The organism is Stenotrophomonas sp. NPDC047960 (assembly GCF_043204395.1).
Taxonomy (GTDB): Bacteria; Pseudomonadota; Gammaproteobacteria; order Xanthomonadales; family Xanthomonadaceae; genus Stenotrophomonas.
This window is the reverse complement of record NZ_JBIDBX010000001.1, coordinates 224,416-236,176: the sequence shown is the minus strand read 5'-3', so window position 1 is coordinate 236,176 and position 11,761 is coordinate 224,416. Positions and strand designations below refer to the sequence as shown.

The following is an 11,761-nucleotide window of genomic DNA, read 5'->3' as shown; positions in this document are numbered from 1 at the left end:
TTCACCGACATGGCCCTGACCTTGGACAACTACTTCGCTGCCGGCTGGCGCGACCAGATCCACACCTGCCCCGCCTGCGAATGGCAGGGCAGCGCGCGCCAGATGAGCATGGAGCTGCATGAGGACGAGGCCGAGTTCGACTGCCCGCAGTGCGAGAACCCGGTCCTGCTGGTGCTTCACCCCAGCCTGGCCCAGGTGCAGGCCGCTGCCGCCGAGGGCCATCCCGAGGCAATCGAGCAACTGGAGATCCTGGCCTCGGCGCCACGCCCGCACTGATGCACTGCAAGATGTCCAGTGGTGTCTCGACGCCTAGACTGGAAACGATTCCAGCGAGGGACAGGCGATGGCACGACGGGCGGGCGGATGGTGGTGGGTGGCGGTGCTGGCGATGCTTGCGTTGAGCGGCGTCGCATCGGGGCGTACATCCGACAGCGGGCAGTTCGTCAAGCGGACGGTAACCGTGGACGGGCGCCAATCGCGCTACCAGGTGTTCGTGCCGCGCGATGCGCAGGCCCAGCGCGGTTCCCTGCCAGTGGTGTTGTTCCTGCACGGCTCGGGCGAGCGTGGCAGCGATGGCCGCAAGCAGACCCAGGCCGGCGTGGGGCCATACCTGCGCGCGCATGCCCGCGACTTCCCCGCGCTGGTGGTGTTGCCGCAGGTGCCGGAAGACGAAGAGTGGGCAGGTATCAACAACCGCATCGCGTTGGCCGCGCTGGACGCCACCATTGCCGAATTCGGCGCCGATCCCGCGCGCCAGTATCTGACCGGCATGTCGATGGGTGGCTATGGCAGCTGGAACATCGCGCTGGAACATCCGGACCGGTTCGCCGCGCTCGTGCCGGTATGCGGCGCGGTGCTGGCACCGCGCGCGGTACGTGCCACGCTGTTCGTCGAAGCGGTGGCCGACGAAGCCGATCCGTATGCCGCCATGGCCGCGCGCCTGAAGGCCACGCCGATCTGGACGTTCCATGGCGCCCTGGACGACGTGGTCCTGCCCGCCGACGACAGGAAATTGAAGGCAGCGTTCGATGCCGCCGGCGCCCGCGACATGCGTTACACCGAGTACCCGCAGGGCAACCACAACGCGTGGGACGCGACCTACGCGGATGCCGCGATGTGGGAATGGCTGTTTGCACAGAGGCGCTGACGGGAGAGCGCGACGACCAACGGTCGTCGCCTACCAGGGCTTCGGCGCGTTGGCGCGACGACCAACGGTCGTCGCCTACCAGGGCTTCGGCGCGTTGGCGCGACGACCACAGTTGTCGCCTGCCGGTAGGTATCGACCGTTGGTCGATACGGCGCAGCGCGCGAATATCTCGCCCCCAGATTCGTCGTGGTAGGTATCGACCGTTGGTCGATACTTCCCCGCGCAAATTACCGACAGCCACACAAGGCGGGCACCGATAACGCCCCTGCTCCGCAACGCCAAGAATCGTTGCATGAACAGCCCACGTCTGCGTATCGGGCGCGTATCAATGATCCATCATGCGTACGAGCTCACCATCGTCTGTGACCAACGCCGCCGCTGGTTCGATGACATCGCCACCGCCCGCATTGTCGCGGAACTGTTCCCCCTCATGGACCAACAGAAGCTCACAGCGTCCATCTCGTGGGTGGTCATGCCCGACCATGTCCATTGGTTGTTCCAACTCGGGGAACGGCCGCTTTCGTATGTGGCACAACGATTCAAATCACGCAGCGCGCTGCTGCTCAATCGTCTGCACCAACGGCAGGGACGGGTGTGGCAGACCGGGTACCACGACCATTGCCTGCGTACGGATGCGTCACTCCGCCGGCATGCGTTCTACGTGATGGAGAACCCTGTCCGGGCGGGACTTGCGAGCCGGGTCGGGGAGTATCCGCACGCATGGTGCCGATGGCCCTTGGATGAAGATTCCCGGTAGGTATCAACCGTTGGTCGATTGGCGCGACGACCAACGGTCGTCGCCTACCAGGGCTTCGGCGCATTGCGCGATGGCCAACGATCGTCGCCTACCGGTAGGTATCGACCGTTGGTCGATACCTCCGCAGATCACCCCAACAACGTTTCCAGCACCGCCATGCGCACGGCCACGCCGTTGGCGACCTGGCGCAGCACCCACGACTGCGGGCCGTCGGCGACCTCGTCGGTGACCTCCACGCCGCGGTTGATCGGGCCCGGGTGCAGCACGGCCGCCTCCTGGCCGGCGCGCTTCAGGCGCGCGGCGTTCAGGCCGTACTGCGCGTGGTACTGCTCGATCGAGGGCACCAGTCCTTCTTCCATGCGCTCGCGTTGCAGGCGCAGCATCATCAGTGCATCGACGCCTTCCAGCATCTGGTCGAAATCCTGGCCGACGATGCAGCCCTTCAGCGTTTCATCTTCCGGCAGCAGCGACTGCGGGCCGCACACGCGGATCTCGCCCACGCCGAGCGTGCGCAGGGCATGCAGGTCGGTGCGGGCCACGCGCGAGTGCTTCACGTCACCGACAATCACCACCTTCATCTTCGAAAAATCACCGCCCTTGGCCTGGCGCAGGGTCAGCATGTCCAGCAGCCCCTGGGTCGGGTGCGCGCTGCGGCCGTCGCCGGCGTTGATCAGCGCGGTGCCCTCGCCCGCCGCAGCGGCCAGCTCGGCCACGGCGCCGTCATCCGGGTGGCGCACCACGAAGCCACGCACGCCCATCGCTTCCAGGTTCTTCAGCGTGTCGCAGGCGGTTTCGCCCTTGCGCGTGGACGAGGTGGAGGCATCGAAGTTCAGTACGTCCGCACCCAACCGCTGCGCGGCCAGCTGGAACGAGCTGCGGGTGCGGGTGGAGGGTTCGAAGAACAGCGTGCACACCGCCGACCCACCCAGCACGTGGCGCTTGTTGCCGACCCGGCCGACCGCCGCATCCCGGATCTGGCCGGCGCGGTCGAGCAGCTGCAGCAGGGTTTCGCGGGGCAGACCTTCCAGGGTCAGCAGGTGGCGCAGGCGTCCGTCGGAATCGAGTTGCGAGGCGGTCATGGGCAGAGTCTGGGGGTCAGGAAACGGGGGTGGCATCGTCCGGCGAGGACAGCCAGCGTTCGATGATCACCGCGGCGGCCACCGCATCCAGCGTGGCCGCATCGCGGCGCCGTTTGCGGCCTTCGGCACGCTCGACGGCGAACCGGCGGGCCGCTTCGACCGAGCTGGAACGCTCGTCGATCAGCACCACCGGCAGCTTGAAACGTTCCCGCAGCTGGCGGGCAAAGCCCTGCGCGCGCTTGCGGTTGGGCTGGTCCTGGCCATCCAGGGTGAGCGGGTCGCCCACCACCAGGCCATCGGGCCGCCATTCCTTGATCAGGCGTTCGACCGCGGTCCAGTCCGGGCCGTTGCCGTGCACGTCCACCACGGCGATGGCGCGTGCGTGGGTACCGAACGAACTGCCGATCGCCACCCCGATCCGCCGCGAGCCGACATCGAAGCCGAGCACGGTTCCATCGCGGCGGATGGTGGCCGGCTCAGACATTGCCGCTGTAGTCCGTCAAGCGGAACAGGTCCACCCCGATCCGCGCGGCGGCGCCCTGCCAGCGTTGCTCCAGTGGCGTGGCGAACAGCAGTTCGGCATCGGCCGGCACGGTCAGCCAGCTGTTGTCCGCGATCTCGCCTTCCAGCTGGCCCTCGGTCCAGCCGGCACAGCCGAGCGTGACCAGCGCATGGCGCGGGCCTTCGCCGCGGGCCATGGCTTCCAGGATGTCGCGTGAGGTGGTCAGGTACACGCCCTTGCCCACCTGCAGGCTCGATTCCCACGCACGCGCATCGTCATGGATGACGAAGCCGCGCTCGGGGTGCACCGGGCCGCCGTTGAGCACCACCTGGTCGCGCAGGACGAGGTCGTCGGTCTGGATTTCCATCTGCGCCAGCACATCGCCCAGGGTGTACTCGGACGGCTGGTTGACCAGCACGCCCATGGCGCCCTTTTCGTCGTGCTGGCAGATCAGGCTCACGGTGCGCGCGAAGGTCGGATCGGTCAGCGACGGCAGCGCAACCAGCAGGTGATCGGCAAGGGAGGTAGGCAACGTGGACATGGGCCCATTCTACCCGCTGCATCCGCACACGGGCGTGAGCCTCGGCTACGATGCGTGCAGTCACGGACGTGTGCACGCCATGGAGAGCACGATGAACCCGCAGTTGCCGCTACCCCCTGCCTCGCGCGCCGCCATCGTGCTGATCGCGCTGCTGCAGGGCCTGATGCTGTACGCGGTGCAGGAAGCGGCCGACCACGGCCCGTTCCAGGCGTTCGGCACGCGCCTGTGCTGGTACACCTGGGTACTGAGCGTCCCCACCGCCGTTGCGCTGACCCTGGTGGACATGCGCGACCGCCGCCTTTGGCTGCACGCGGCACTGGCCTCGGCCGTGGTGCTGGCGATGGCCGGCTGGATCGGCTGGAACCTGAGTGGAACGCCCGACGACCTGCGCCAGGCACCGCTGCTGTTGCCGTTCTCCGTCTGCGTGGCCGTCGCAGTGTTCGTCGCGCTGCCGTGGTGGCAGTTCCGGCTGCAGCACGGACATTGGCGCGCCACCTACGCAGCCCTGTTCGAGCGCGCCTGGCAGAACGGGCTGACCCTTGCGCTGGCACTGGGCTTCACCGGACTGACCTGGATGCTGCTGTGGCTGTGGGCGGCGCTGTTCGACCTGGTGGACATCCACTTCTTCCGCGACCTGTTCCGCGAAAAAGCCTTCATCGCGCTGGCCACCGGCATGCTGTTCGGGTTCGGCGTGTTGATCGGGCGCACCCAGGACCGGGCCATCCAGGTCATCCGCCAGGTGCTGTTTGCCGTGGCGCGCGGCCTGCTGCCGCTGCTGGCGTTCATCGCGGTGATCTTCGTGGTCTGCCTGCCCTTCACCGGCCTGGAACCGCTGTGGCGCACGCGCTCGGCGGCCACGGTACTGCTGGCCCTGGTGCTGCTGCTGATCGTCTTCAGCAACGCGGTGTACCAGCACGAAAGCGAGCTGCCGCCTTACCCGGCGTGGCTGCGCCGGCTGGTCGAGGCCAGCCTGCTCACGCTGCCGGTGTATGCGGCACTGGCGCTGTATGCGATGGGGCTGCGCATCAGCCAGTACGGCGTCACCCTGGAGCGCTTCTGGGCCTTGCTGGCGGCGCTGCTGGTGTGTGGCTACGCGGTGGGTTATGCGATCGCTGCAGTACGCCAGCGCGGCCGCTGGCTGCAGCGGATCGAGCCGGTCAACCGCTGGATGTGCTGGGTGGTGCTGGGCGCGGCGGTGCTGGCCAATACGCCGGTGCTGGACCCGATCCGGATCAGCCTGGCCAGCCAGATGGCCCGGTTGCAGGCCGATGCGCCGGCGATCAAGCTCGACGATGCCCTCCTCCTTCGCTCCGGCCTTGGCCGGCGCGGGGTGGAGGCGCTGAAGGAACTGCAGCAGGACCCGCGCTTCAGCGCCGATCCACGGGCCAACGCCCTGATCGCCAACGCGCTGAGCGTGGATCCGCAGGTGCGCAGCCACGGGCAGTATGTCGACACCATCAAGGACCTCAAGGTGCTGCAGCAGCAGGTGAAGCTGGCCAAGGGCTCGTCGGCGCCGGATACCGCGTGGTGGCAGGCGGTGTTGGCGGAAACGGTGACCGTCGGCAGCTGCCTGCGCATGGATGAGCGGTGCGTGGCGCTGCGCCGCGACCTGGATGGCGATGGCGTGGACGAGGTGCTGCTGTGCCATGAGCCGTCATGGGGCGGCGCGGTATGCCGCCTGCACGCGCGCGAGGGCAAGGACTGGGCGGACGCCGGCAAGATCGAATTCCCGATGCCCTCGGAGTATCAGGGCGACCCGGCGTACGACCCGCTGCTCCGGGGTAACCTGACGATACATCCCGCACGCTGGCCGCAGCTGTCGCTCGGCGATGGGCCTAGACTGGGCATCGAACAACCTTCCGTTGAAGACGACACCCCATGAGCGGCTACTGCCTGATCGCACCGGGACATCCGGTGCACGGTCACTACCATGACCACGAATATGGCTTCCCGCAGCGCGACGAACGCGAGCTGTTCGAGCGCCTGCTGCTGGAAATCAACCAAGCCGGCCTTAGCTGGGAAACGATCCTGAAGAAGCGCGAGGGGTTCCGCGCGGCGTACAGCCAGTTCGATGTGGACACCGTGGCTGGCTACGGCGAACGCGACGTGGAGCGCCTGCTCAACGATCCGGGGATCATCCGCAACCGGTTGAAGGTGCATGCGGCCATCCACAACGCCCAGGTGATCCAGCAGCTGCGCGCCAGCCACGGCAGCTTCGCGGCCTGGCTGGACGCGCACCACCCGCGCGACAAGGCCGATTGGGTGAAGCTGTTCAAGAAGACGTTCCGCTTCACCGGCGGCGAAATCACCGGCGAATTCCTCATGAGCCTGGGCTACCTGCCCGGCGCACATGCAAAGGATTGCCCGGTATACAAGCAGTTGGCAAAAATCCCGCCGCCGTGGGCTGCGAAATCCCGTTGATACCGCGGCACCGCCTGGGCCGGCCAACGGCCGGCGCTACCGGTGTCCGGCGCCATGCCCTCAGACGCCCATGTACCTGCCGGGCCGATGGTTGAACATCAGCACCAGGCTCAGCACCACCGCGCCGATTGCCGAGTACATCACCTTGTCAGGCGAGAGCACGAAGAACGCCACGCCCATCAGCAGCGTGTCGAACGACATCTGCACCTTGCCCGCGCTCCAGCCACGGGTACGCTGCAGGTACACCGCCAGGATGCCGATGCCGCCCAGGCTGGCGCGGTGGCGGATGTAGAACAGGATGCCCAGCCCGGCCAGCGCGCCGCCCACCAGCGCCGAATACAGCGAGCTCATGTGGGCGAAATCGGCCCAGCGCGGCAGCAGGTCGGTCAGCACGCCGCAGGCGGTGACCGCGGCGAAGGTCTTCAGGGTGAATTCCCAGCCCATGCGCCGCACCGCCACCCAGTAGAACGGCAGGTTGACCAGCACGAACACCAGGCCGAAATTCCAGCCGAAGGCGTAGTGGGCCAGGAACGCCAAGCCGGCCATGCCGCCGATCATCAGCCCGCCCTTGGCAAAGATCGCCAGGCCCAGCGAGGCCACCAGGGTGGCCAGGATCATGCCCTGTACGTCCTCGGCCACCGAATGACGCAGGGCTTTTGCATCGGCCACGGTGCCGGCGCTGTCCGGCGGCGGGGTCAGCGGGCCGGCGGTGACCAGATGGCCGTCAGCGTCGTCGCACGGCGCGGGGCCATGGGATTCAAGGGACATGGGGGGTGGGGCCAAGCACGTGGGGAGCGGTATTAGACACGATCCGCGTGACAGTTGCAGGTGAAATCGATTCACCCCGCCGTTCAGCCGGTCCTGTCCTTCAAATGATGCGCCACCAATGCATTGGCGTGGCCATGGCCCACGCCATGCTGGCTCTTCAGGAACGTGACCAGCGCCATGTGCGCGAGCCCGCCCTGAGTGGCCAGCAGGGCAAACCAGTGTCCCACTGGCTGCCCATAGGTCTTTTCGATGGACGGGAAGTACGACGCGGGGCCTTTGACCGGGGTGTTGTCGCTCATGACCTGTTCCTTGCAGAGGGGTTCACCGGGTACGACGTTGGTCAGCGGAGCAAATCGACATCCGTGCCCACCAACGGTGGGCACCTACCGGGGTGCGCACGACCGTGGGGTGTGCGCGCCCCGCGTCAGCGGGTGACCTGCTTCTGCCGTTCGGCGTTGTAGCGGTCGCCGACGATGGCGATGCCCTCCAGCGCGGCGGCGATCTGCTGCAGGTCCGCCTCGTTCAGGGTCAACTCCACCGCCGCCAGGTTCTCTTCCAGCCGGTGCAGCCTGGTGGTGCCGGGAATCGGCACGATCCAGGGCTTGCGCGCCAGCAGCCACGCCAGCGCCACCTGCGCGGGGGTCGCCTGGCGGGCCGTGGCGATCGCACCGATGGCTTCGACCAGCGCCTGGTTGGCGCGGCGCGCCTCCACCGCAAAGCGCGGCAGCGAACTACGGAAATCCGTCGGCGCGAACTCGGTATCGGCGGTGATCGCCCCGGTCAGAAAGCCACGTCCCAGCGGGCTGAACGGCACGAAGCCGATGCCCAGCTCTTCAAGCACCGGCAGCACGCTCTGCTCCGGCTCGCGCCACCACAGGGAGTACTCGCTCTGCAGCGCCGCCACCGGCTGCACCGCATGCGCGCGGCGGATGCTGGTTTCGCCGGCTTCGGACAGGCCGAAATGCTTTACCTTGCCTTCCGTGATCAGGTCCTTGACCGTACCGGCGACATCCTCGATGGGCACGTTCGGGTCGACCCGGTGCTGGTAGAACAGGTCGATGCGGTCGGTCCTGAGCCGCTGCAGGCTGGCCTCGCAGACGGCGCGGATGTTCTCCGGGCGGCTGTCCAGTCCCAGGTCCGCATTGGCCTCCTTGAACCCGAACTTGGTCGCAATGACCACCTGGTCGCGGTACGGCGCCAGCGCCTGGCCCAGCAGTTCCTCGTTGCGGAACGGGCCATAGACCTCGGCGGTGTCGAAGAAGGTCACGCCGCGCTCCACCGCTGCGTGCAGCAGCGCAATGCCATCGCTCACCTCGGGCGCCGTGCCATAGGCGTGGCTCAGGCCCATGCAGCCAAGCCCAAGCGCGGAAACGCGCAGGCCGCTGTTGCCAAGGGTTCGTGTCTGCATGAGGTGCTCCTTCCAGTGGGGAGCCCCACGATACGCCCGCCACGGCCGGTGATTGGACGGCCCGCAACGCTGCTGGTCATGAGCACAATTCATCAATGGCGCCTGCGTGCGCAGGCGCCATCTGCCCGTCTCAGCTTTCGGCCACGGTCCCGATCAGGGCCAGCAGGAGCAGCAGGCCACCGGCGATGATCACCAGGATGTGCCAGACGTTGAACCGGTCCATGCGCCCCATGTCGACCCGCTCGTCGTGGTGGTAGCGGCGCAGCAGGCTGTTGACCGGCAGCAGCGGTACGAAGGTGAACAGCGCCAGCAGCCAGCCGGCGTTGGGCAGGCGGCTGGCGAAGTTGAGCAGGAAATAGGTCAACGCCAACAGCCCAGGGGCGAAGGCCAGCTCGCGGCGTCGGCTGCTGGCCGCGTCACTCAGGTCGCGGAAGCAGAAGAACGACCAGATCGGCGAGAACAGCGCGCGCGCCCAGGGCCACTGGTCGCCGCCGGTCTCGCGCTTGATCGCCTGCCAGTTCCGCCAGAACCAGTACAGCGGGTACAGCCCGAGCGTGGTGGGTGAAAGCAGCACCATTTTCAGCGTAGACGGCGAGTAGTACTCGGCCGCATCGGAAATCGCCCGCGCCTGGGACTGCGGAAGCGCGCCGGGCAAAGCAGGTGGCATCGGGATGGTCGCCGGTGCGCGGTAGGGATCATGCAATTCCATGTGCATTCTCATCATTGGCAGTGTCACCGGCGCGGTGCCGGCCCCTTGAAACACCACTTGCAACAAAGGCGCGCCGGCAGTTCACCGAACGCGCCTGGTTCCGCGCCCGCGGCTTCAGCGGACTTCGGAAATCTCCACGCCGTCCAGGCCCTGCGACAGCGTCCGCGCATCGCCGCCCTGCGAAAGCTTGATGCGCAGGCGCACTTCGTTCTGCGAATCGGCGTAACGCAGCGCGTCTTCGTAGCTGATCTCGCCGGCCTGGTAAAGCTCGAACAGGCTCTGGTCGAAGGTGCGCATGCCCAACTGCACCGACTCCTTCATCACTTCCTTGAGCTTGTGGATCTCGCCATCGCGGATGTAATCCTGCACCAGCGGGGTGCCCAGCATGATTTCCATCGCCACCTTGCGCGACTTGCCATCCGGTGAGGGGACCAGCTGCTGGGCAACCACGCCCTTGAGATTCAGCGACAGATCCATCAACAGCTGGTTGCGGCGGTCTTCCGGGAAGAAGTTGATGATGCGGTCCATTGCCTGGTTGGCATTGTTGGCATGCAGGGTACACAGCACCAGATGACCGGTTTCGGCGAACGCGATGGCGTGGTCCATGCCTTCGCGGGTACGCACTTCGCCGATCATGATCACGTCCGGGGCCTGGCGCAGGGTATTCTTCAGCGCCGCTTCCCAGCTGTCGGTGTCGATGCCTACTTCGCGCTGGGTGATGATGCAGCCTTCGTGCTTGTGCACGAATTCGATCGGGTCTTCGATGGTGATGATGTGGCCGGTCGAATTCAGGTTGCGGTAACCGATCATCGCCGCCAGCGAAGTCGACTTGCCGGTACCGGTCGCACCCACGAACAGGATGATGCCGCGCTTGGTCATCGCCAGCGTCTTGATGATCGGCGGCAGGCTCAGCTCTTCCACGGTGGGAATGCGCGTCTCGATGCGACGCAGCACCATGCCGACCTGGTTGCGCTGGTAAAAGCAGCTCACGCGGAACCGGCCCACGCCCGACAGGCCGATGGCGAAGTTGCACTCGTGGGTTTTTTCGAACTCTTCGCGCTGCGCCGGGGTCATCACGTTGAGCACCAGGTCGCGGCTCTGCTGCGGCGTGAGCGGGGTCTGGGTGATGGGCGAGATCTTGCCGTTGACCTTGATCGCCGGCGGCATGCCGGCGGTGATGAAAAGATCCGACGCCTTCTGGTGCGCCATCAGCTTGAGGAACGAGGTGAAATCGATGGTGGTGCTGGTGGTGTTCATGGCGGTGTGCTCCGGAAACCTTGCCGAGGGCCGGGCATCGCCCGGCGCTGCCGAATCTGTCGCGCCGGGACGGGCCCGGCGCCACCATCATTCGAAAATGCGCTTGTCCTTGGCGTATTCCTTGGCCTGGTTGCGCGTGATCAGGCTGCGCTTGACCAGGTCCTGCAGGTGCTGGTCGAGCGTCATCATGCCCATCTGCTGGCCGGTCTGGATCGCCGAGTACATCTGCGCCACCTTGTCTTCGCGGATCAGGTTGCGGATGGCCGGGGTGCCGACCATGATTTCCCACGCAGCGGTACGCCCGCCGCCCACCTTCTTCAACAGCGCCTGCGAAATCACCGCGCGCAGCGATTCGGACAGCATCGAGCGCACCATCGGCTTTTCGCCAGCGGGGAACACGTCGATGATGCGGTCGATGGTCTTGGCCGCCGAGCTGGTGTGCAGGGTGCCGAACACCAGATGGCCGGTTTCAGCCGCGGTCAGGGCCAGGCGGATGGTTTCCAGGTCGCGGAGTTCGCCCACCAGGATGATGTCCGGATCTTCACGCAGTGCCGAACGCAGTGCTTCGTTGAACCCGTGCGTATCGCGGTGCACTTCACGCTGGTTGATCAGGCACTTCTGCGAGGTGTGCACGAATTCGATCGGATCCTCAACGGTGAGGATATGGCCGTACTCGTTCTTGTTGATGTAGTCGATCATCGCCGCCAGCGTGGTCGACTTGCCCGAACCGGTCGGGCCGGTCACCAGGATCAGGCCCTGCGGCTGGTCGATCAGCTCGCGGAAGATCGGCGGCGTATTCAGGTCTTCCAGGGTCAGCACTTCGGACGGAATGGTACGGAACACCGCACCGGCGCCACGGTTCTGGTTGAACGCGTTGACGCGGAAGCGCGCCAGGCTGGGAATCTCGAAAGAGAAGTCGACTTCGAGGAATTCCTCATAATCGCGGCGCTGCTTGTCCGACATGATGTCGTAAACAAGCGCATGGACCTGCTTGTGGTCCAAGGCAGGAATGTTGATGCGACGGACATCGCCGTCCACGCGGATCATCGGCGGCAGGCCTGCCGACAGATGAAGGTCCGACGCTTTGTTCTTAACGGAAAACGCCAACAGCTCGGCGATATCCATACGCTGCTACTCCCCATAGACTGCTGCGACTGGAAGGATCTTTCCCC

Annotated in this window: 14 protein-coding genes; 5 read left to right on the top strand and 9 right to left on the bottom strand. The window is 66.2% G+C overall.

Features of this window, described 5'->3' with window-relative positions; genetic code table 11:
- The first annotated feature begins 9 nt into the window (after positions 1-9).
- The 3 genes from ACGFZ3_RS01310 to ACGFZ3_RS01300 all read left to right on the top strand — a co-directional run bounded on the left by ACGFZ3_RS01310 (position 10) and on the right by ACGFZ3_RS01300 (position 1,904).
- Entirely contained in the window at positions 10-276 is a 267-nt protein-coding gene (locus ACGFZ3_RS01310; protein WP_392915346.1) for a hypothetical protein, read from the top strand.
- 67 nt (positions 277-343) lie between these two features.
- Complete coding sequence (locus tag ACGFZ3_RS01305) at positions 344-1,147, top strand: prolyl oligopeptidase family serine peptidase (RefSeq protein WP_392915344.1); 804 nt, start codon at positions 344-346, stop codon at positions 1,145-1,147.
- A 292-nt stretch (positions 1,148-1,439) separates the two neighbouring features.
- Positions 1,440-1,904 (top strand): transposase, encoded by a 465-nt coding sequence (locus tag ACGFZ3_RS01300; protein WP_392915341.1) that lies wholly within the window; start codon positions 1,440-1,442, stop codon positions 1,902-1,904.
- A gap of 128 nt (positions 1,905-2,032) precedes the next feature.
- Here the strand turns inward: ACGFZ3_RS01300 and ACGFZ3_RS01295 are convergent, their stop codons facing one another.
- Genes ACGFZ3_RS01295 through ACGFZ3_RS01285 form a run of 3 tightly spaced genes read right to left on the bottom strand, consistent with a single transcriptional unit; the run spans position 2,033 to position 4,026 of the window.
- Entirely contained in the window at positions 2,033-2,983 is a 951-nt protein-coding gene (locus tag ACGFZ3_RS01295) for an aspartate carbamoyltransferase catalytic subunit (RefSeq protein WP_392915339.1), read from the bottom strand.
- A 16-nt stretch (positions 2,984-2,999) separates the two neighbouring features.
- A complete protein-coding gene (ruvX, locus tag ACGFZ3_RS01290; protein WP_068849771.1) occupies positions 3,000-3,467 on the bottom strand; it encodes a Holliday junction resolvase RuvX in 468 nt (155 codons plus the stop codon).
- On the bottom strand, positions 3,460-4,026 hold the full coding sequence (locus tag ACGFZ3_RS01285; RefSeq protein ID WP_392915335.1) for a YqgE/AlgH family protein: 567 nt from the start codon (positions 4,024-4,026) through the stop codon (positions 3,460-3,462). Before ACGFZ3_RS01285 ends, ruvX begins: the two co-directional genes overlap by 8 nt.
- Positions 4,027-4,117: 91 nt before the next feature.
- Here ACGFZ3_RS01285 and ACGFZ3_RS01280 point away from each other — a divergent pair, with 91 nt between their 5' ends.
- A complete protein-coding gene (locus tag ACGFZ3_RS01280; protein WP_392915332.1) occupies positions 4,118-5,908 on the top strand; it encodes a DUF4153 domain-containing protein in 1,791 nt (596 codons plus the stop codon).
- Positions 5,905-6,447: a DNA-3-methyladenine glycosylase I gene (locus ACGFZ3_RS01275; RefSeq protein WP_392915329.1), complete on the top strand. Its 543-nt coding sequence runs from the start codon at positions 5,905-5,907 to the stop codon at positions 6,445-6,447. Before ACGFZ3_RS01280 ends, ACGFZ3_RS01275 begins: the two co-directional genes overlap by 4 nt.
- A 60-nt stretch (positions 6,448-6,507) precedes the next feature.
- Here the strand turns inward: ACGFZ3_RS01275 and ACGFZ3_RS01270 are convergent, their stop codons facing one another.
- The 6 genes from ACGFZ3_RS01270 to ACGFZ3_RS01245 form a co-directional block, all read right to left on the bottom strand.
- The gene (locus ACGFZ3_RS01270) at positions 6,508-7,215 is read right to left on the bottom strand and encodes a YitT family protein (RefSeq protein WP_184125063.1); all 708 of its coding nucleotides are present in this window, start codon (positions 7,213-7,215) and stop codon (positions 6,508-6,510) included.
- A gap of 83 nt (positions 7,216-7,298) precedes the next feature.
- On the bottom strand, positions 7,299-7,514 hold the full coding sequence (locus ACGFZ3_RS01265; RefSeq protein ID WP_392915326.1) for a DUF4287 domain-containing protein: 216 nt from the start codon (positions 7,512-7,514) through the stop codon (positions 7,299-7,301).
- A gap of 125 nt (positions 7,515-7,639) precedes the next feature.
- Entirely contained in the window at positions 7,640-8,623 is a 984-nt protein-coding gene (locus ACGFZ3_RS01260) for an aldo/keto reductase (RefSeq protein ID WP_392915323.1), read from the bottom strand.
- Between the two features lie 130 nt (positions 8,624-8,753).
- Positions 8,754-9,332 (bottom strand): hypothetical protein, encoded by a 579-nt coding sequence (locus ACGFZ3_RS01255; RefSeq protein WP_392915320.1) that lies wholly within the window; start codon positions 9,330-9,332, stop codon positions 8,754-8,756.
- A gap of 114 nt (positions 9,333-9,446) precedes the next feature.
- Positions 9,447-10,589, bottom strand: coding sequence for a PilT/PilU family type 4a pilus ATPase (locus tag ACGFZ3_RS01250; protein ID WP_102944162.1), 1,143 nt, complete (start codon positions 10,587-10,589; stop codon positions 9,447-9,449).
- A gap of 87 nt (positions 10,590-10,676) precedes the next feature.
- Positions 10,677-11,714, bottom strand: coding sequence for a type IV pilus twitching motility protein PilT (locus ACGFZ3_RS01245; protein ID WP_068849741.1), 1,038 nt, complete (start codon positions 11,712-11,714; stop codon positions 10,677-10,679).
- Positions 11,715-11,761: the final 47 nt, after the last annotated feature.